This window comes from Mesobacillus sp. AQ2 (genome assembly GCF_030122805.1).
Classification (GTDB): Bacteria; Bacillota; Bacilli; order Bacillales; family Cytobacillaceae; genus Mesobacillus; species Mesobacillus oceanisediminis_A.
In genome coordinates this window covers 2,082,240-2,102,389 of record NZ_CP126080.1, presented here as the reverse complement: position 1 = coordinate 2,102,389, position 20,150 = coordinate 2,082,240, and the positions used below count along the sequence as shown (strand labels likewise).

Genomic DNA, 20,150 nt, shown 5'->3' with positions numbered 1-20,150 from the left:
TCAATTATTGTTCATTCGCTTTTCCCAGTTCACCTTTAATTCAGGTGCCGCATAAGGCATAATAAATTCCTCAATCACTTGATTCACTTTTTCTTCCGATATAAGGTTGTAGGTCGATAACTTTATTGTTTGATTGTTTATTGTCTTTATAGCAAGGTATTTCAATGAACTCCCGCTCCATTTAATATCATCGATTTCATTGATTGGAATACTATTTCTTCTTCCTTTTAAGATTCCCGATTCAATAGTGAATATAGTCCTCCCAGATAGAATCACACTAATGAGTTTTAACAAAATAGAGCCAGAAAAGATTAACCCGACAATTCCGATGATGCCGACTAAAAAGCCCCTTACGATTCCTGAATCAGGAGCGACTACGAAAAGAACAAATGCTGATAATAATGTCCCAAATAGTGCAGAGGTAATCATACAGCCGGCTCCAGGAGCTGTATAAACGACTTCCACCTTATTTTCTGTTACTTTTATATTATGTTCTTCCATTTTAAGTTCACCTTTCACAACCATATATAATAAAAGCTTACAGAGCTAATCTCTTTAGCCTGCAAGCTTCTAAAAATTTATGCGCCTTTATTGCTCATACGCTTATTCCAGTTCTTTTTAAATTCTGGAGTCGCATTTGGAATTACATAATCATTAATCACCTGGTTCACTTTTTCTTCTGGAACGAGGTTATAAGAAGATAACTTTACAGTCTTTCTGTTTGTCGTTTTGATTGCCAGATATTTCAATGAACTGCCAGCCCACTTCATATCTGTGATTTCATCAATCTTAACTGCTTTGTTCTTCCCTTTAAAATACCCATCCTGAACTGTGTATACTGCCTTCCCGGTGAGTAATGCTCCCACAACCTTAAACAGCACCATACCGATAAACAACGCTCCAAATCCACCAATGATAACTCCAATAAATGCTCTGACGAACCCTGAAGTAGGGACTATGTAAAATAAGATAAAGAGGGACGCCAAAAACATGATCCCTCCTCCAGTTAGCATGCAGCCAACTCCCCCGCTTGTATAAACTACTTCGACACGATCGTCGTAAATTTTTATGTTATTCTCTTCAATTTTATTTTCCATATTGCACCTTTTTCAATGACTCTTTGACATTTTCTTTAATTAATTGGTCAACTTTACTGCGCTCGCACTGATTCATATAAAAAACATCCTCATTTTTTTCAATGATCCAGTTATTCTTGCTGTCATTTGTAAATAACACGACATTCTTTGCTACTGGCTCCTTTTGTTCCGTAAACTCCATGAATAACAGAGTATTTAACAATCCATTAGTTGATTTAAGAGTTTCATAGAATTCCTGTTTTTCCCCATGGAGCACAGGAAGTTCAAAATGTTTTTGGTTACCCTCCAGTGAGTCAAGCAACTGTTCAAATTCTGTCTGGCTTAATTCAAATCCGCTGCCACGACCATCTTCGCTTATGCGGTAAAATGCAGAAATTACATCTGCTGCTTTTCCTGCAGTTACTTTTTCAAAAACATGTACCTGCTCATCGAAAAGCAGGGAATGCTGAAGGACCGTCTTCCCGTTAAAATGGAATGATACAGACTCCTCCCCGCCGTCTTCCCCATGACGGGAAGCTTTGATTGATTGGTCTGAGTAATTTAACATAGAGATGACCTCAGAAAGCTCTTCCACTAACATGAATTTGTGATTTTCATATACCAAAAGACTTTTAGACAAAAGTGAACGTGTTGTAATTTGAAGCAGAAGATCCATTTTTTCATCGTCCAGATCTCCGAAATAAACCTGCTTCAATGCATTCCCATGTTCAAAATATCCTTCATTGTAAAAACAGTAAATTAATTCTTCGATAGAAAGTGAAATTTTATTCATGTTTCCCTCCTAGCCTCCAAACCCAAGGATTGACTTTGCCCCGCTCAATAGGCTTGAAGCATGTTCTTTTACATCATTAAATCCATCCTTCACCTTACTTACACCGGAAGCAATAGCCTCTGTTCCTTTATGAATCCCATCTTTAAAGTGCAGGGCAGTTTTATCGACCCATGCAGGTGTTTTATTTGCAATCTTGTCGCCAACCCAGCTACCAACAAAACCGCCGATTGCAGCACCAGCAACTGTTCCTATAGGTCCAGCTACACTTAGGAGAGTTCCGCCTATAACAGCCCCGGCAACAGAGGTCGCAGATACAACCGTAGTTTTATAAACGGCACTGCCTACCACCTTCGCGTTTTCTTCTTTCAACTTCTCTCCGCTATAAAGGTTATAGTTCTCGGTAATTTTTATCCCTGCGCCAATTGTTTCGGCTCCGGCTGTTATCAGTACGGCCAGTGCGGCATTTGACTTTCCTAACCTCAGCCCGTTTTTCAATACACTTCCTGCATTATTTTTAACTGCATTGAGCATCGTACCGGTTTTACCTTCAGCAATAAGTTTCGAAACGCTGTTACTGAGGCCAACAATGTCCTTTGGGAAATAATTAGCTGTTCGCTTGTAGATTAATTCAGACAGTGTTTTTTTGCCAAAAGCTCTTGTAGGGCTGACCATCAACCGTGCAAGCATATTCATTTTAGAGCTTTCAATTCTGTGAATCATGCTAGCCATAGGCAACCGAATCTTACCCAGCAAAACGTCATCGACTACCTGGAACTTGCGCAGTACTCCATCAATATCTGAGAACCTGAATCCCAGCAGGTGCATAAGTCCTGCCCCAGCAGCATATTGTGCGCCATGCAAAAAATCTACCCATCTGCCATAGGTATTATTGTAAGTTTCATATAAATTACTGGCCAAGTGCCCATCAATCTGTCTTCTTGCCGCTTCAATCGCCTTATTGACAGCGTCTGCCTGACGATTCACGCGGTTTTCCGAATTCCCGTAACGATCGGCGGATTGAATGGTAAAGGATTTCAACTGTTTCATATGCATTTCGATTCGGTCAGAGGAAGCCGAAGCACGCCGAAATTGACCGCTGATTCCATTGCGTCCGAGTATTCGTGGATCAACACTGCTTCTTACGCCGGCAACCTTATGCTGAATGCTTTCAAGTCGGCCGATTGTATGACTCAAGCCTGAAACGGAATTATTTACAGTATTAATGTTAAATACAATTTTTGAAGACAAGGACCTTCACTTCCTGTTAGAAAATTTACAAACAACACCATTGAGTTGGTGAAGTTTTCCATACTTTTCATTATAGATGAGAATGTTTTTTAATTAAATATTATTACCTAAATATAGGTTAAAAGGATTATTTAACCAATTTATAATCAAGGTCTTTTTACCCGGCTTTTTTAGCAGTTAAACTCGTTTTCGGTGCAAATGTCCAATTAACCAGGAAAATTCCAGTGAAAATCAGGGCCCCTCCGGCATAGACATACCATTGCACGACTTCATCCAGCAGCACCCAGCCTGAAAGCACTCCGAAGAAAGGGGCAAGGAACAGGAAGGCACTTGTTTTTCCAGGATCACCCTGATTTATTAGGTAAAACCAGATTGCAAACTGAACGATTGACGCCATGATGGCCAACCATAAGATAATCACAATGGAAATGGGGTTGATGGCCAGCCTTGGTGTTTCCATTGTAAGCCCCATTAATAAAAGTATACTTCCTCCAAATAACATCTGGTACGCGGTCAACACCCAAACATTGAAACGGTTTCCCCATTGTTTGATCAGGATGGTGCCAATCGACCATGATACCGCCGCGCCTAGACCCAGAAGTGTCCCGGTGGTGAGTTGCAAATGAAATCCCAAAGTAATAAATACGCCTAGAAAGCCGACAATGGCCCCCAGCCACTGGATAAGCCTGTATCTGATTCCCAGGAAAATGGTCCCCATGATCACAACCATCAATGGATTGGTAAAGGTTAAGATGGAGGATTCTCCTGCCGTGATTGTCCGCAAGCTAAGGAAGATACAGCCCATGACCCCTGCTGTTTGCATCAAGCCAATGACAAATATCCTTCCCCAGTCAGCAAGTTTTGAAGGCAACGGATTTTTCCTGACGATCACAGCCATCAATAATCCGGCAATCGTGAACCTCAATCCAACCAATAATAATGGGGAAACATATGTCAAACCGATTTTCCCGACTGTAAAAGAAGAACCCATCAGAAAGGTAGTCGCAACCACTAGCACAACAAATAAATATGGATGTATCCTGGTTTCAGGCAAATCAATCCCTCCTAACAATTCCTACTATATTCTTTCTCCGGGGATCGAATTCCTTCCATTGCGAAACCGAAAGTTAATCGGCTTTCATGGAGCCTGGCTCACTTAATCATAAAAAAAGGACTGTAATCAACCCCAAAACACTTCGAGGTTGCCTACAGTCCGAGAAACATTTTAGCTATTTTCTTGAACATCCCTATATGCTAAAATTTGCACTTTCAAAGAAGAATAAACTCCCACCGCTGCATTTCCATAGAAAAAGCCCATGAAAACACCTGCCCAGAGGTTATGTGGGTGGGCAATGAAAATAGAAATAATTAAACCAATCAAATTTGCAATTCCAAGAACGCAGGCCTTACGGGGATGCAGCAATATTTTTAGTATCTGTGTCGCAAAAATGACAACTGGGACTGCGATAACTGCATCCCAAAAGTTCGTGTGAATGATTGGAAAAGCCTCCATGTAATGTACCAACCTTCTTTTTAATGAATATCTCTTCCAGTCTATTCATTCTTATTACATAGATTGTTTTTAGCGTTTTTTGAGGGCTTTCATCTCATAAAATTTCCTCGCTTTTCTTTACATCGGCAAACCAGCGCAGCACTCCATTGTGATGGTTTATAATCTGCTGTGCTGATAATTCTGTGGTCGGCCAGGTGCTATGCAAATCAGACACTAAGGTTACTTTATATCCCTTGCTGAATGCACTCCGGCAGGTCGTATCGACGCAAACTTCTGTTTGGATTCCTGCTAACACCAAATGTTGAATGTTCTTTGCTTTTAATTCCTGTTCTAGAGTAGTGTTGACAAATGAATCTGGAGTGTTTTTTTGGACAATGATGTCACCCTCATGAGGTGCTATTTCAGAATGGACTTCCCACAAATAAGTACCATGCACCAAGGAAAGGTCGTTATGTTGGATGTAGATAATTGGCATCTCCTGCGCACGTGTCCGTTCTATCCGTGTTTTCATTCCTTTTAGCAACCCTTCCCCATTAAATACTACGTTCCCTTCCTGAAACATTTCATTTTGGACATCTATTACTAACAGGGCTTTCCTTTTCATGGCCTCATTTTCTCCCCTTATAAAAGCATCTTCTCTAACTTATTGAGCGCTTCAGTTCCAGCCAGAGTGATAAAATAGGAATCAAATACTCCCTTGCATTGACTCTAGCTGTTGGTACTTTCTTGCTACTTCATCTATCTTTCTGCTGGTTCTTTTTCACTCAGTTCACCATTCTCAATCGTAATCAACCTGGAGGCAGAATTGACAATCAGTCCATTTTCAACCACCCCTGGAATCATGTTCAACTGCACCTCAAGTTCAGCGGGGGATTCGATCCGCTTAAAGTCACAGTCCAGTATGTAATTGCCATTATCCGTTATAAACGGTTGACCTTCTTTTTCTCTTAATTTCGGCACACAGCCCAGGCTTTTGATATTCCTGGCAGTCATGTAAACTCCAAATTGGACAACCCCCACTGGCAGCGGAAAAGTCCCCAGCTTGTGCGCCAATTTGGTCGAATCGGCAATCACAATAAAGCTGGAAGCAGCATTTGCGATGATTTTTTCCCTCAGTAATGCCCCTCCTCCGCCTTTTATCAAGTTCAAATTGGAATCCACCTGGTCTGCCCCGTCAATGGCAATATCAAGTGCATCGACCTCTTTCAAATCGACCAGGGGAATTCCTTCTTCCTTCGCAAGCGCTGCTGTCTGTTCGGATGTCGGGACTCCTTTGATTTTCAGCCCGCCTCTTACTAATTCACCCAGTTTTCTGATTGTATAATAAACGGTGGAGCCAGTCCCCAGTCCAACCACCATTCCATCTTTGATATACTCAACCGCCTTCTCGCCAACCATCTGCTTTTCATTCATTTGTTATCACCTCTCGTTCATTTTACCCTTTATTAAGAAATACTCGCTTTATTGCGAGCTTAATTTTAAATGGCGATGATTATGGAATTTCTTTTTAGCGTCTAAGCATTTTCAAGAAATGATCCATTAAACTGCAGCTTTTAGCATTTCATATGATTTAAAAAATCCAACTTTTTGTAGAATTTAATGACCCCTAGATACTCTAACACCTCGGGCATTCACGGATATTTCTTGAGAGTAATTGGCCAGATTCCAATGTGCATCCTTTTCTCCTCGCAAGATCGATAAAAAGACCATTTTTCCTTTATGTTGTGTAAGGTGTTGTATAACGTCTTTACTCCTTGATTATTACCTTGACAATATCAGCAAAATTTATGGCAATAGCACTGCCATCTTCAGTGACCATTCGAACCCGCTTCCGGATGGGATCGAGGTAATGGATATGCCCTGTTTCTTCATATGTAAATCCGTCCCACCATTTTGTGATGATGACTGGGTATGTATATTCCATCGCGAAGCAAATCTGGTTCTCCAGTTCCTGGATTTCGTATTCGTCGAGCAGCGGACGAGGCTGCCGCAATTCATCCCGGGCGAGTTCTCTCAACAAGGCACGATGTTCCGGCATAAAATGTGCCGGCATAAATTTCAGCTTTCCTCTGTCTCGTATTCTCATGCTGACCATCCTTTCGGGATAACTTATCTTCATTATATCCAGAACAAACGTTCGTAAACCATACCAATTTTATTTTTCCATGAAAAAAGACCAGCCTCAGCCAGTCTACGCAGTCACTTCATGATATTTAAAATAAGTCGAGAGCTTTGAATCGACATGATCTTTCCACCCATCAAGCGGTACGTTCAAATTCTTTAGTATTTTATAGGCATGAACCCAGGCACTCATCTCTGCCGTTATCCGGTAGGACCAGTCATTCAGCCATTTTTCATAATCCAGCTCTCCATTTACAAAGTCAATTAAATGGCCGACTTCATGGGCAAAAGCATAAATATTTTCAAGCGTGGTCGACAATGGAATTGTTATGGACATGTTAGGATTAAAATTGATTTTTTTCTTAGAATCATAAATCACCCTGCAGTTCAACTTCTCCGCCTCTTCTACTAAACGTAAAAAAGTACCATACGTTACCATACCATTTTCCCCTTTTTTCTTTCTAGTTTTCTAACTATTATATACTAATTTCTATAATTGCATACCCTTTTTCTTAATTTTCAGAAATCACCTTTTTAAAAATAGGACATCTTTTCTCGGCATATCTTGATAAAAGGTACAAATAATTGGGAGGTGATTTACTGTGAATATACATGTCATTAAACCTGGGGACAGTCTATGGAGAATTGCACAGGGATACCAAACAACAATCAACCAAATCGTTTCAGCAAATGAACTTGATAATCCCAATGTATTAGTAGTCGGGCAATCGCTTGTGATACCCGAGAATAACCGGGAATATGTCGTCCAGCAGGGTGACAGCTTATGGTCCATCGCCTCCCGTTACGGGGTTACTCTCCAGGAACTCGCAAGCTACAATAATATAACGGATCCATCATTGGTGTTTGTTGGCCAGTTGCTTAAAATGCCTTATTTTTCTCACAGGATTCAGGCTGGTGAGACCCTCTGGGCAATTGCACAGCGGTACGGAGTGACGGTCAACCAGATTTCAGAGGCTAATAATATTTCGAATCCCTCTCTTATTTATACAGGGTATGTTCTGAGAATTCCCGCACCTGCAAAACCAGTAATCGAGGTTAATGCCTATATAACCAGAATGAGTGAAGCAGGAAGTCTAACTATCTTAAAATATGGCTCTCTTTTTACCTATCTATCGCCTTTTTCCTATAAGGTGAGTGAAAGCGGTGAATTGATTGAACTGCAGGATGCAAGAGTTCTTCAGGCTGCAAAAAGAACCAGCACTTCCTCTCTGCTGACAATCACAAATGAAGCAGATGGGTCTTTTAATTCAGACCGGGCGGCTGCCATCCTGCGCAACCCAGCTGTTCAGGATACTCTTTTGACCAATGTCCTTACAGAAATGCGAGAAAAGGGCTATTCAGGACTGAATATTGATTTCGAGTACGTGTATCCCGAGGACCGACAAAACTACAATGATTTTCTGCGAAAGGCTGTTGCCCGCATGCATCCCGCCGGTTATACCGTCTCCACTGCCCTGGCTCCGAAACAAAGAGCCGACCAGCAAGGGTTGCTGTATGAAGCCCACGATTATAATGCACATGGACAAATTGTTGATTTTGTCATCATCATGACGTATGAATGGGGCTGGTCTGGAGGCAGGCCATGGGCAATTGCGCCGATAAACGAAGTGAAGAAAGTCTTGGATTATGCAGTCACAGCCATTCCGCGCAAAAAAATCCTGATGGGTGTGCCTTTGTATGGCAGGGACTGGAACATTCCGTGGGAGCAGGGAACTTACGCGAAGACACTAAGTCCAAAAGGAGCAGTGGAACTTGCCGCACAGCAGGGAGTGAACATACAGTTCAACGAACAGTATCAATCCCCCTTCTTCCGCTATACAGACGCAAAAGGACAGCAGCATGAAGTATGGTACGAAGACGCCAGAAGCGTACAGGCGAGATACGATACGGTAAAAGAATACGGCCTGCGAGGTGTGAGCTACTGGGTTCTTGGGCCTTCTTTTCCGCAGAATTGGCCTGTGCTGCAGAACAACTTTAGGGTGAGGAAGCTATAAAAAATACAGCCGAATCCTGCGATTTTGGAATCGCAGGATTTTTTAAATGCCATCAAATATGGATCTCGCAAGGAACCTGAACAAATAGAATACCAGCCGGAATGGAAGGAGAATCAACTCCGGAATATAAAAAAGTACATCAAAAACAAAATCCACAAAAGTATAACTGCCGTTCTGCTTCTTCTTTCTTCTCTTTTCCGTCCGTTTTTCTACAAACATACCAGGTCCCCCTGTAATTTCACTTATCATTGCACTCATTACAAATTATTTTACCCTGATATTGTATAAATGCTTTAATCTCCGTCATACCCCTCGATTTTGGGTACCTCATTTTAACGAATATCTCTTCATTGGCTTGAATTTCTTTCTTACATATCGAGCACTGTGGCGTGATTTTGAACATGAAATTCACCTCGGTTTTAATACGATTTTTAAACAGAAAAGTTTCAACCGTCGATAAAATCACTCCAACCGTCGAAAAATACTGTCCAACCGTTAAAAAAACTGCGACAACCGTTTATATTTTGTCTCTAACCGTTAAATATCTCTTAATCAAAGCCAAAACAATCTCCAATTGTTAAAACCCTGACCAATTTCGGCCAGGGTTTCAGAATTTTAATATATATCCTGCCTGATAAAGACCCCAAATGAAACAATCAGGGCCGCTAATCCCCACACAGCCAGCACTACAAGTGAAAAGCCCAGCGACATTCCTTCGATTGGCGGTGCCTGTCCGGACAGGTAGCCTGTCAGATTCAAATTGATCATGAATAGGTATTTTGCCGATTCCCATGAGGAGACCATATTGCTAAGGATGGCACCGGATATAAGTGCTGCGAGCATGACACCCATTCCGGCTGGTGTGTTCCTGATCAGAACGGATAGCATGAAGGTGATCGTGCCGACAATCAGCGCCACAAACCACACAAGGCTGAATTCCATCAGTAGATACTGCCACTGGGGAATCATCTGGACTGCATTCGTGTTCAGTTCATTCCCTTCAACACTGAACCCGGTGATCACAGGGGCTGACCATCCTTGATAACCAAATATTAGCCCGGATATCAAATATGAGAGCACTCCAAACAGGACAACGATGATTGAGACGGATAGAATCAATGCGATGTATTTGCTCATCAGGATCTTCCAGCGCTTCACCGGCCGTGTCAGCAACAGCTTTACCGTGCCTGCTGTCCGCTCAGATGATACGATATCTGCCGCGACAACCATGATCATCAATGGAAGGAACAGGTTGATCGAATGCTCGGCGAACATCCTCGCGAAGCTTGGTGCACCAGGCTCCATCGGGTTCACATTTTTATCGAGATAATATTGTTGCTGCTGGATCCGCAGCAGCAGCTCGCTTTTCCACTCGTCTGAAATCCCGCTGCTCGTGATCCTGTTTTGCGTATCAATGATTTGCTGCTGCAAGGTCGTCCGCCAATCCACATCCCCGAAACGCTCAAGCCGCCTTTCAATTTCCCTGTATTGGGAATAGGTGAAAAGCGCCACAAGAACCGCGATGATTCCAGCGACTATCAGGATTCTCTTTTTGCGGACGATTTTAAGCATTTCATTCCTGACGAGGCTAATCAATCGATTCACCTCCAGTCAACTCAAGGAAAAGGTCTTCAAGCGCAGGCAATTTCCTGTTCATTTCGTTTACTTGAACCCCTCTTTCCACTAACATCTGATTCCATTTTGCCGATTGAGTTTCAAGATAAGGGGTGATAATTGCCCCATCCGGGCCGTCCAGTACATCTGTAACACCACTTAAAATCTCTTTAGCAGTCTCCCGCGGTTCTGCCTGCCAGATAATATTTTCCTGCAAAGCCAAAAGGTTTTCTACATAATCGACTTTAATCACCGAACCCCTCGAAATAATGGCGACACGGTCACACATCAGCTGGATTTCACTTAACAGATGGCTTGATACAAGAACAGTCAACCCTTCTTCCTCAGCGAGATAACGGATAAAATTCCGCATTTCCCTTATGCCCATCGGATCAAGGCCATTTGTCGGCTCATCAAGGATTAACACCTTCGGCTTGCCAAGCAAGGCCTGGGCAATTCCAAGGCGCTGCCTCATCCCGAGGGAATATGTTTTAACAGGGTCATGAATCCTCTCTTCAAGACGAACTAGTTCGACAACATAATCCATATAGGCACGATCAACATCTGGCAGCATCCTCGCAAAATGCTCAAGATTCTCCCAGCCTGTCAAATAGGAATAGAGTTCGGGATTTTCCACGATACAGCCCATCTGCGCCATTGCTTTTGTGAAATTCTTCCTGACATTATAACCGCCAATTTCAATTGTTCCGGCACTTGGTTTGATCAAACCGACAAGCATGCGGATGGTCGTCGTTTTGCCCGCTCCGTTGGGCCCAAGGAACCCAAAGACTTCCCCTCTTTTCAAATCAAAGTCGATTCCTTTGATGATCTCTTTTTTGCCGATTGTTTTTCTCAGCCCTTTTACAGACAGCGTAATCTCACTCATCCTTCTCCCCCCTTACCATGTAATCAAAGACGCGATCCGTTCCGCAATCAGCCTGTACCCCTCTGCATTCGGATGGAATTTATCTGTGTACAAATAGTCGTTGACACTCAACTGGAATAAGTCGAAGGTAGGCACATAAATAGCCTTCTTCTTCTCATCAAGAAGTTTATTTGTATCGTAATTCCAGTCACGGACAATTTTCGTCGTTACCGCTGAATCATTTAAATCGATGAATGGATTATACAAGCCAATATGGAAAATGACTGATGAATCATTCAAGCTCCGCAATTCTGTCAGGATGGAATCAAGATTTTTTAAATATTCTTCCTTCGCCAGGGTTATTTTCTGTTCATCCATCTGTAAAATCGTTTGTCCGCTCTGGAACAGATCATTGCCGCCAATCGTAATCAGTATATAATCTGCATCCTGGACTTTCCGCCGGATTTCGCCCTGCTTCAGTTGTTCAAGCAGTTGATTTGAACGATAACCTTTGACTCCATAGTTATGTATTGAAATTTTCTCATTTGATTTTTCTTCTAACTCTTCGACAAGATAACCAATATAACCCTTGCCTGTGTCATCCCCGGTTCCCCGTGTCAGTGAATCTCCGAGGGCAACAATGACCTTGGCGTCTTGATCTGATGGTTTATCCTCAACCGGCTTTGCCTGCTCAATGGCACCAGTTGAACCTTTGCTGAAAAATTGATTTTGAATTGTCCAGCCGAGACCAAACAGCATTATGATCAATGAAAGCACTGAAAAAAACAGTGTTATACCAACAGAATATTTTTTCACCTAAACATCCCTCGTTCCACTAATTGGTAAGGTTTATTTTATAATAATTTTCCCGTTATTAAAAATGATAATACTGTGGCAGATGTGCTGGCAGTGGCTTCCTCTCTTTTAAAAAGCAAAAAAGCGCGCAGCATTTTATGCTGTACGCGCTTTTAGATGGCAAATGCATGTTTCCCTATTGTTTTCACGACATCACGAGTGAAAATCCATTTGCTTGTTGCAGTTTCTGGATTATAAAAATACAGGCAATCAATTCCATTCTCATTTTCCAGTGCATCTTCAACTGCTTTGATTGCTTCTTCGTTTGCAGGTTTATTGATTGCACCATTTTGGACCGGTTGGAATGCGTTTTGTTGGTATATGACTTCTTTTACGGTATCAGGAAATTGTTCGTTCTCCACTCGATTAAGGACAACTTCTGCCACAGCCACCTTGCCTTCATATGGCTCACCTTTTGCCTCCGCATGAACAAGGCGTGCTAGAAGCTTCACTTCCTCTTCCTTGATGAAACGTTTATCTGTGACTGAAGACTCCTTGACGACAACATCCACTTTTTTCGTTTTCAATGTATCCGCCTTAATGGGTTTAGTTGTTTCTGCAGCATAAACTGTATATGAACCAATTACTAATGTAAGGATCGAAACCAGCATAAGAATTTTTTTCATAGTAAACCTCCTGTTTCGTTTATTAGACTTTACAGGCCCTATAATAGGCTAACAGGCTTACAATCATATCACACTAGTGAATCATTGGGTTAAACTTTAACTTATACCAAGAAGGGTAAAAACTGTATCAATTATTACGGGATTATCCTTACTCGTAAACTTTGTTACAAATTTTTAATGCTTATATCTAATTTCCCATCTATTTCGTAAGTCTAAATAACTGTTTTTCTAAAAATTCAGAATAAATATTTTTTACTATCACACTTCATGTTAAGATGTTGGAAACTATTAACAAAGTGGAGGATGATAGAATGAAAAAGAAAAAAGCACTAGGTTACATACTTACAAGCGGTTTAATCTCTGCTTCTCTGCTGGGCACAACAGTCACAAGTTTCGCAGACTCAACGACAACTCCAAATGGTCCATGGGTTCAGGATGAACAGAATCTGTCTTTTGAAAGCCTTATGTCAAATGAGCAACTGGAAAAAAAACTAATACAGATAGAAAAAACCTCCCAGGGCAGGATGGTCCTGGAGCAGTTCGGTACGTCTAATGACGGCTATCCGTTATACGTCAGCAAATTCGGTGACAATGATCCGAGCAAAAAGCGGGTATTAATTTATACTCAGATCCATGGCAATGAAACACTTGGCACCGAGGCAGCTGTTGAATTAATGCAAAAGCTGGCAGCTGGCGGACAAGAAGCGGATAAAATTCTGGAAAAAGTCAGTGTCTGGTTTGTTCCGCGGATCAATCCGGACGGTACTGCCAATCTGTATGAAGGCAAGCCGTTCCCAACTCGATACTCCCATCAAACATGGAACCCAGAGGAACTTGGCCTCCCTTCCGGAACGAAAGCCCCTTGGTATTATAATGCGGAAGGAAGCGAACGAGGACAAAACAACGAAGGAAAAATTGTCTATGGAATCCCTGGTTTTGACCTAAATCGAGATTTTCATCCAAACTATGATTTTGACGTAACTGAAGAGATCAGCAAGGATCCGGCCAAAGTAGCAAGTATTTTAAATGAAAGAGGCACAAACAATGGTTCCCAGGCATCACTTGTCTTCTCTCCTGAAACACGTGCATTGACAAAACTTGTCAAGGAACTAAATCCAGACGTGGCCATCGACTTGCATCACCGCGGATTCAATCGCTTGTCTGAAGATGACAGCCGTTCCGTATCCATACAGCTACTCGCGCAATTCACGACCAAGCCATACACAGATCCTTTCAGCGAGAAAACTTATGACCTGGACCCTGAAGTATTGGAATTAAGCAAGAAAGTAAATGCAGTGGCATATGAATCCTTGCAACGAGGCAATTCATCTTACGGAGCCATTCAAAAATACCCTACGGTCAACTATCCGGGATCGGGTCTTGGCGCCATCCAGCTGAACGGTACAGCAACAATGCTAATTGAAATAAAAGGGCAAACCCAAACCCTTGGCCAAAAACAAAACGGGATGTTAAAGGAAACGGCAAAAGTTCCAGCGATGGCCGTGTTGAACAGCATAGCAGATGGATCAGTTGAAAAAGCGGATCCTGCTGTCTATGATGCTATACCAGAATATGCTCTTCCGGTAAGTCCTGGCGGCGGGCACGACCATTAAGCACAGAAACACCGCACGAGAGTCCCTCCGTGCGGTGTTCCTATTTTGGTTGATGTTCATGACTAAACCACTTCAGACAATGTTTCAAGGTATGCATTCGAGCGGTCAAAATAAATAGATCATCAGAGTTATTTTCAACATAGCGTTCGATAATACTGAATCCTTTACTGACCCTGCCCACCAGCAATAAAGTGTATTTTTCATCCCAATCAAACGTATTGATCCTTTTCAGTTCAGCAGCCAGCAATTGAAATTTATACTCTTCTACCCATGACCTGACCTGATACAATTTATCGTGATTTAAAATCAATCCGGATTTCTCCTGATAGCATTTTTGAACAAAGTCGGAAAAACCCCTTATTTGATTAGCCAATAGATTGGCTTTTTGCATTTTAAATTTCAAGTTTTCCCCTCCCTCAAAACAAAATATGCTTTTTGCCGCAAATTTATACAAATCTAGGAAAATAGTCCGTTTTGATATGAATGTAGTTAATTTATAATTATGCGTATTGTTGTATTTTTATATAAAAGGAGGAAATTCTATGAAGAAGTCCATTTGGTCCATTCTAGCTGCTTTCGTACTGTTATTCTCTGCCACAGGAAGCGCCTGGGCGTATGCCCCGTCTTTCGTACATAAGTCTGGAACACTCGCCTACGAACATACCAAGTACTTATCTGAAGAAATAGGCAGCCGAGTGACAGGTACCGAGGGAGAAAGTTTGGCAAAAGAATATATTAAGAAACAATTTGAAGATACGGGTTACAACCCTGATGTACAGGAGTTTTCTTTTACAAAGAGGGGTACATCGCTCTCATCCTCAAATGTGATTGCAATCAAACAAGGTCAATCACCTAAACAAATTATCGTTGGCGCTCACTATGATTCAGTTAAGACTGGCAAAGGGGCAGATGATAACGCATCGGGAGTTGGAGTGATGCTCGAAGCAGCACAGGTCCTGCAAAAGGTATCAACTCCATATACCATCGTCTTCATCGCTTTCGGAGCTGAGGAAGGCGGTTTGAATGGTTCAAATTATTATGCAAGCCAGATGACAGCAGCCGAAATTGACAATACGATTGGAATGATCAATCTCGACAGTCTTGCTGTTGGCGACAAAATGTATGTCCATGGCGGCGCAGATGATGCAGGTTTTATCAGGGAACAAGCTTTGAACATTGCAGAAAAAAGAAAGCTTGATATCGGCATAAATCCAGGTCTGAATGAACACTATCCGGCAGGAACAACAGGTGACTGGAGCGACCACGCTCCGTTTAATAAGCTTGGCATCCCATTCGCTTACTTTGAATCTACTAATTGGGAGATTGGCGAATTAGATGGCTATGAACAGACGATGGAATATGGCGGAGTATGGCACACAGAAAACGACACGCTCACTTTCATCGAAACCGCCTACCCAGGCAGAATCCAGGAACGCCTTTCCAGCTACAGCCGGGTCCTGTCAGAGCTACTTAAACATTTTGATAAAACCAGCACATCTAAATAGGATAAGAAAACTGCTCGGGTAAGATTCAAAACCGTTCCGTTTTAAGGTGCATATCTACTAAATGACAATGAAAATGGCGTGCAAACTGACATCAGTTTTGACACGCCATTTTTCTAATTTAATATATTTTCAGTCCTGAAATATAATTGATCTTTTTAGACATAAGCACATTTTTATTTCATTCTTTAACATTCTTGCCCCGTTTATTAAATAACAGATCGGATAAAATGGCCTTTAATCCTCTCATGATCAAACTACCGCTTAGCTTAAACAGAAATATGTTGTTCCAATTCTTTGTTTAGAATAAAATCCCCTTGATCGTTTTTTAGAAACGGCAACACTGAATCAACTGAATCAACATTTAATTCACCATAAATATGTGGATATTTTCTACCACTATTTTCATCATCTTCCCATTTAATATCTGCTTCAACTTTTCTAGAGTCAATGCAAAGAAGCAACAGAGGTTCATCAATATCTTTAAAGTTAGGAGCGACTCTCCAAAAATTTCCAATAGAAGAACAGTGAATAAAACCAAAAGCCTCAATTGATTCTTTGCCGTAATAGGAGTTTTCCTTAATTTTATCCCAATTACTTTTGGTCAAACAATGCAAAATAATCATCTTTTCGCTTCCTTTGTATATATTTAATTTTAATTTTAAAAAAACATTTTAAGCATCTCTAATCTGGTACATACTATATCCTTAGTTGAAAAGTCAAAGTTAATTTAAAATCTCCCAATTCCTCAATTAATTTCTTTGCCTTACCATAAGGAATTTCCTGTGTAAGTACAAATGGTAAACTTTTAGACATCTTAAGTAATTCAGATGTAGACATATTTAATCCCAATATCGCTTTAATTTTAATTAAGTCTCTTAATCCTCCGTCTTGAATGTTTACTACAACTATTTTACAATTTTCTGACCAATCAATATTTGAAGATGTTTCTTTTAAATCAATTCTCAAACCAATATTAACCCATTCATTTAGATTTGTTGAAATTAATTCTGCATGATCAGGAATCATGTCTCCAGAATCTACAATTAATATTTCCTCTTTATCACTCAGTGACAACAGAAAAACTCTTCCACCACTATCATCTCCGATAGAGATAAAACCAGGCGCATACTCCTCTGTTTCCCATGCTTCATTACGTTCAAGAATGTCATCAGTACCATAAATGATTATTCCCTCATTAGTTACTAAACCATTAGAAGCTCGTAATAATTCTTTATATGGAATGGGAAGTGTAGTATTTAACCTTTTTTCTACTATTTCAATATCAATTTCAGTAGCTGCAGGGCTTAAAATTAAACCACTAACACCATTTAGATTCAAGACCAACGCACCTGCTTTTATAAAAATTATTGTTCTTTTCATAGTCAGCACCATATTCCAAGTTTGACTAACTGCTTCACCAAATATTATTTATTAAGCGAATTATCAATCTTGGTATAAACATTAAGATGTTCCAAACGACGTCACCAATTAGTTCAATTAGGGTATCTTTAAAAAAGCCGCCTCTATTTCTTTTTTTATTTTTCATTTTTTAGCTCCCTATTAATCACTCTTTATTGAACAATTCTTATTTGGAACAATACTACCTATTTATTCAATTTCTTTTTATGCTATCCTGCCCCGTCTCCTAATATAGTTACTAATTATTAAACTAACAAGCCCTTAATTTCAATAAGAAAAAGCCACCTGATTCGGCAGCTAGTCAACCTTAACTCCACTTAACCTTTTTGAAAAAGAAGAAATGAAATCATTTATACTCCTATAAACTTCATCTGGCTGGACATTAAATTCGGCAGTCTGATAATTTGGCAGCCATTGAACTCCAACCGTAAGTACATTCGCTTTTTTACCGGCAAGAATATCAGCGTCGCTATCTCCCAGGAAAACAGCCTCGTTTGGTAACACGTCTAGAAATTCCAATGCCTTATAAATTCCCTCTGGGTGAGGTTTAGGAAACTCGACATCATCGCCTGTAATGATTACATCAAAAAATTCATTTAACCCTAGACAATCTAAAGATATGTCGAGACTTCTTCTTGCTTTCCCGGTCACTATCCCAAGTTTATACCCGTTTGCTTTTAATCTTCTAAGTAAAGTGTTTATATCCTCATTATTCTGAACGAGATTTTCATGTCGATCTCGATATATTTCATAATATAATTCAATAGCTTCATCATAATTATTATTATTATTAAGGTTTTCACGGATAATTCCAGTCTCTGAGGGTCCGAACATTGCCTTAATTTCCTCCGAGTTAACCTCACGATTATCAAATTGCCTAAACACAGATTCAAATGCCACGAAACATACCGGTAATGTATCAGCAAGTGTACCATCAAAGTCAAAAATCTCTGCTTTAATAACAATCACATCCTTTTCCAATACATTACATGTTCTACATTGTGTAATTATTTTCCTTCTTCAACATTACTGGCGGGCATAAAAGGAAAAATGGCGTGGACAATTTCCACGCCATTTGTTGTGCCATTTTCGCTATATTCATTTAATCTTGGAACGGTTTATCAATGTCCCTAAGCAGTTTTCAATCTAAATATTGAGCCATTTTCTTAAGCAATTCACCGGAATTATTTGCAGTCACAAACTCCCCATCCACCATCGCATACGGAGACAACCGGCATTCCTTACATCTGCTTTGGCATTCGAACTCCTTATAATTCACATTTTTTCGACTCAAAAACTCATTATATTCAGCGTAATTTTCTTCTTTTAAAAACTGCTCTAAATTTCGCTGGCAAAATTCAATCTTCACTTTCTTTTGTTTTGAAAAAAGCTTTTGAATTACATTCATATGAGAAACTTCCTTTTCTAAAAAAGTCTAGTTGCCAAAAGGAGTATACAGTGATTGATTATTAAAATAGGCTTCTTTATTAGTAGTATAAACAAGCACAGTAACATATGCCTTATTATAGGATCAAAATAGACAGGGAATATACTTCAATAACACTAACACGAGCATCTTATCAATGAAAAGTATATCATTATTTTTGATATACCATAAACACTTAAATTTTAGTAGTTTTCCAAATAAATTAAGGGGAGAATGATATGATCATTCACGAACGGGAAAAGGATTTTATCATGGTTGCCCAGCATGACCATGCCAGGATTTCTATGGAAACGGCTATAAATTGGAGAGATGATTATTTTGAGGGGTTAGACAGAAAGGACTCTGTGGTTCTCGCTGTTCGAGAGCATGATCGATGTTGGATTGAACCTGACAAAGACCCATTATGGAACGAACAAACAGAGCAGCCCTATTCATTCATGGATTACCCGGGCAGCCCAAAGCTTGACTTTTACAAAAGAGGGATCGATGAAGTCGTGCAAATGGATCCATACGCCGGCTTACTATGCAGCCTCCACTATGCCTCCTTCCTTGAAGATGCGACAAGCACGATAGGAAAGAATTTTTGGAACGAGGAAAAACAAAGACAGGAGTTCTTGCTGAAAGACTTAAGGATTACACATGACCCGGTCCTCACTTTCCATTTAAATCTATTAAAATTCTGCGATAATCTCTCATTGTACATTTGCCTCAATGAACCTGGAACGCCAAAAGAACTTGAGCATTATTTTTACCGGGATGGGTTTCCGCAGCGATTCTCATTTGCTGGGGAAAAACCAATCCACGCCAATTGGTTAGACAAGGAAACTGTCACCCTTTCAATTTCGCCATTTAAAAGACCACTTAAGGTTAAGCTTCCCTATAAGTCTGTTGCCAAAGAGCAAATCATAACATCCGGACTGTCTGCTGCCTACAATAAAAGCGCCCTTTTACAAAGGGAAGTTAACTTTGTTTAAAACGAAAAAGACCGCTTTTTACTAAAGCTGGTCAGGGTTAATAATATACAATTAATGTTAAAAGAGAGACAGTGACTGAACTTAACCCGAAAAAGAATGCACCAATAAGAATTCTCCCGTAAAGATTGCCTTTGAACTCTTTTAACTTTTCATTGTCTGCTGCCCTTTCGTCTTCACGTTCCATTGCTCTTGATTTTGGGGATATAAATGATCCGAGTTTATTGAAACCATTCATGAACAAAGACAGAAATCCAGTTTTCAAAATCAGGAAGGCCGCTGCCACTAACAAGGATATAATACCAACCATGAATGACCGATCGATGACTTCCCGCCACGAGAGTGAAAGAACTGGTTTTGCTAACAGCCATGCCAGCATGATGAATAGAAAGGCGGTTATTTTCTTTCCCATTGTCATCCTCCTTATTCGATAAAATTGTATGGCAGGAAAAAACAGGGGGCTGTTTTT

25 protein-coding genes are annotated in these 20,150 nt (G+C 40.5%); 4 read left to right on the top strand and 21 right to left on the bottom strand.

Annotated features, from left to right (window positions below; genetic code table 11):
* From QNH36_RS10480 to QNH36_RS10435, 10 genes are all read right to left on the bottom strand, one after another.
* Positions 1-501 (bottom strand): DUF5381 family protein, encoded by a 501-nt coding sequence (locus tag QNH36_RS10480; RefSeq protein ID WP_283905152.1) that lies wholly within the window; start codon positions 499-501, stop codon positions 1-3.
* A gap of 77 nt (positions 502-578) precedes the next feature.
* On the bottom strand, positions 579-1,097 hold the full coding sequence (locus tag QNH36_RS10475) for a DUF5381 family protein (protein ID WP_283905151.1): 519 nt from the start codon (positions 1,095-1,097) through the stop codon (positions 579-581).
* The gene (locus QNH36_RS10470) at positions 1,087-1,869 is read right to left on the bottom strand and encodes a YfjC family protein (protein WP_283905150.1); all 783 of its coding nucleotides are present in this window, start codon (positions 1,867-1,869) and stop codon (positions 1,087-1,089) included. The genes QNH36_RS10475 and QNH36_RS10470 overlap by 11 nt, the downstream gene beginning before the upstream one ends.
* Positions 1,870-1,878: 9 nt before the next feature.
* Complete coding sequence (locus QNH36_RS10465) at positions 1,879-3,117, bottom strand: glycine zipper 2TM domain-containing protein (RefSeq protein WP_144475896.1); 1,239 nt, start codon at positions 3,115-3,117, stop codon at positions 1,879-1,881.
* Between the two features lie 157 nt (positions 3,118-3,274).
* Positions 3,275-4,156, bottom strand: a complete 882-nt coding sequence (locus QNH36_RS10460; protein WP_283905392.1) for a DMT family transporter — start codon at positions 4,154-4,156, stop codon at positions 3,275-3,277.
* Between the two features lie 186 nt (positions 4,157-4,342).
* On the bottom strand, positions 4,343-4,630 hold the full coding sequence (locus tag QNH36_RS10455; RefSeq protein WP_144475897.1) for a hypothetical protein: 288 nt from the start codon (positions 4,628-4,630) through the stop codon (positions 4,343-4,345).
* Between the two features lie 94 nt (positions 4,631-4,724).
* Positions 4,725-5,234: a cysteine hydrolase family protein gene (locus QNH36_RS10450; protein WP_283905149.1), complete on the bottom strand. Its 510-nt coding sequence runs from the start codon at positions 5,232-5,234 to the stop codon at positions 4,725-4,727.
* A 134-nt stretch (positions 5,235-5,368) separates the two neighbouring features.
* Positions 5,369-6,043: a ribose-5-phosphate isomerase RpiA gene (gene rpiA / locus QNH36_RS10445; RefSeq protein ID WP_144475899.1), complete on the bottom strand. Its 675-nt coding sequence runs from the start codon at positions 6,041-6,043 to the stop codon at positions 5,369-5,371.
* A gap of 334 nt (positions 6,044-6,377) precedes the next feature.
* On the bottom strand, positions 6,378-6,716 hold the full coding sequence (locus QNH36_RS10440; protein ID WP_283905148.1) for a YolD-like family protein: 339 nt from the start codon (positions 6,714-6,716) through the stop codon (positions 6,378-6,380).
* 105 nt (positions 6,717-6,821) lie between these two features.
* Positions 6,822-7,190, bottom strand: coding sequence for a hypothetical protein (locus tag QNH36_RS10435; RefSeq protein WP_251541687.1), 369 nt, complete (start codon positions 7,188-7,190; stop codon positions 6,822-6,824).
* Between the two features lie 163 nt (positions 7,191-7,353).
* On the opposite strand from QNH36_RS10435, the gene QNH36_RS10430 reads away from it, so the two are divergent.
* A complete protein-coding gene (locus QNH36_RS10430) occupies positions 7,354-8,766 on the top strand; it encodes a LysM peptidoglycan-binding domain-containing protein (protein WP_283905147.1) in 1,413 nt (470 codons plus the stop codon).
* A 42-nt stretch (positions 8,767-8,808) separates the two neighbouring features.
* On the opposite strand, the gene QNH36_RS10425 is transcribed toward QNH36_RS10430, so the two are convergent.
* The 5 genes from QNH36_RS10425 to QNH36_RS10400 all read right to left on the bottom strand — a co-directional run bounded on the left by QNH36_RS10425 (position 8,809) and on the right by QNH36_RS10400 (position 12,726).
* Positions 8,809-8,985 (bottom strand): hypothetical protein, encoded by a 177-nt coding sequence (locus QNH36_RS10425; protein ID WP_186326724.1) that lies wholly within the window; start codon positions 8,983-8,985, stop codon positions 8,809-8,811.
* A 396-nt stretch (positions 8,986-9,381) separates the two neighbouring features.
* Positions 9,382-10,362 (bottom strand): ABC transporter permease, encoded by a 981-nt coding sequence (locus tag QNH36_RS10415; RefSeq protein ID WP_144475903.1) that lies wholly within the window; start codon positions 10,360-10,362, stop codon positions 9,382-9,384.
* On the bottom strand, positions 10,355-11,266 hold the full coding sequence (locus tag QNH36_RS10410) for an ABC transporter ATP-binding protein (protein ID WP_283905145.1): 912 nt from the start codon (positions 11,264-11,266) through the stop codon (positions 10,355-10,357). Before QNH36_RS10410 ends, QNH36_RS10415 begins: the two co-directional genes overlap by 8 nt.
* Positions 11,267-11,278: 12 nt before the next feature.
* Positions 11,279-12,061 carry an SGNH/GDSL hydrolase family protein gene (locus QNH36_RS10405; RefSeq protein WP_251541696.1) on the bottom strand — a complete coding sequence of 261 codons (783 nt, stop codon included), beginning with the start codon at positions 12,059-12,061 and terminating at the stop codon, positions 11,279-11,281.
* A 152-nt stretch (positions 12,062-12,213) separates the two neighbouring features.
* Positions 12,214-12,726, bottom strand: a complete 513-nt coding sequence (locus tag QNH36_RS10400) for a cell wall hydrolase (protein WP_251541698.1) — start codon at positions 12,724-12,726, stop codon at positions 12,214-12,216.
* Positions 12,727-13,037: 311 nt separating this feature from the next.
* Between QNH36_RS10400 and QNH36_RS10395 the strand changes: the two genes are divergently transcribed.
* Entirely contained in the window at positions 13,038-14,339 is a 1,302-nt protein-coding gene (locus QNH36_RS10395) for a M14 family zinc carboxypeptidase (RefSeq protein ID WP_283905144.1), read from the top strand.
* Positions 14,340-14,379: 40 nt separating this feature from the next.
* On the opposite strand, the gene QNH36_RS10390 is transcribed toward QNH36_RS10395, so the two are convergent.
* Positions 14,380-14,742: a hypothetical protein gene (locus QNH36_RS10390; RefSeq protein WP_283905143.1), complete on the bottom strand. Its 363-nt coding sequence runs from the start codon at positions 14,740-14,742 to the stop codon at positions 14,380-14,382.
* 139 nt (positions 14,743-14,881) lie between these two features.
* On the opposite strand from QNH36_RS10390, the gene QNH36_RS10385 reads away from it, so the two are divergent.
* Positions 14,882-15,844 carry a M20/M25/M40 family metallo-hydrolase gene (locus QNH36_RS10385; RefSeq protein ID WP_283905142.1) on the top strand — a complete coding sequence of 321 codons (963 nt, stop codon included), beginning with the start codon at positions 14,882-14,884 and terminating at the stop codon, positions 15,842-15,844.
* Between the two features lie 266 nt (positions 15,845-16,110).
* Here QNH36_RS10385 and QNH36_RS10380 read toward each other — a convergent pair whose 3' ends face one another.
* The 4 genes from QNH36_RS10380 to QNH36_RS10365 form a co-directional block, all read right to left on the bottom strand.
* On the bottom strand, positions 16,111-16,467 hold the full coding sequence (locus tag QNH36_RS10380; RefSeq protein ID WP_144475909.1) for a DUF952 domain-containing protein: 357 nt from the start codon (positions 16,465-16,467) through the stop codon (positions 16,111-16,113).
* A gap of 73 nt (positions 16,468-16,540) precedes the next feature.
* Positions 16,541-17,224, bottom strand: coding sequence for an SMI1/KNR4 family protein (locus QNH36_RS10375; protein ID WP_283905141.1), 684 nt, complete (start codon positions 17,222-17,224; stop codon positions 16,541-16,543).
* A 336-nt stretch (positions 17,225-17,560) separates the two neighbouring features.
* Positions 17,561-18,244 carry an HAD family hydrolase gene (locus QNH36_RS10370; protein WP_481825306.1) on the bottom strand — a complete coding sequence of 228 codons (684 nt, stop codon included), beginning with the start codon at positions 18,242-18,244 and terminating at the stop codon, positions 17,561-17,563.
* A 160-nt stretch (positions 18,245-18,404) separates the two neighbouring features.
* The gene (locus QNH36_RS10365; RefSeq protein WP_144475911.1) at positions 18,405-18,671 is read right to left on the bottom strand and encodes a DUF1450 domain-containing protein; all 267 of its coding nucleotides are present in this window, start codon (positions 18,669-18,671) and stop codon (positions 18,405-18,407) included.
* 257 nt (positions 18,672-18,928) lie between these two features.
* On the opposite strand from QNH36_RS10365, the gene QNH36_RS10360 reads away from it, so the two are divergent.
* On the top strand, positions 18,929-19,684 hold the full coding sequence (locus QNH36_RS10360; RefSeq protein WP_251541703.1) for a DUF3891 family protein: 756 nt from the start codon (positions 18,929-18,931) through the stop codon (positions 19,682-19,684).
* Positions 19,685-19,721: 37 nt separating this feature from the next.
* Here QNH36_RS10360 and QNH36_RS10355 read toward each other — a convergent pair whose 3' ends face one another.
* A complete protein-coding gene (locus QNH36_RS10355) occupies positions 19,722-20,093 on the bottom strand; it encodes a DUF3899 domain-containing protein (RefSeq protein WP_186326726.1) in 372 nt (123 codons plus the stop codon).
* Positions 20,094-20,150: the final 57 nt, after the last annotated feature.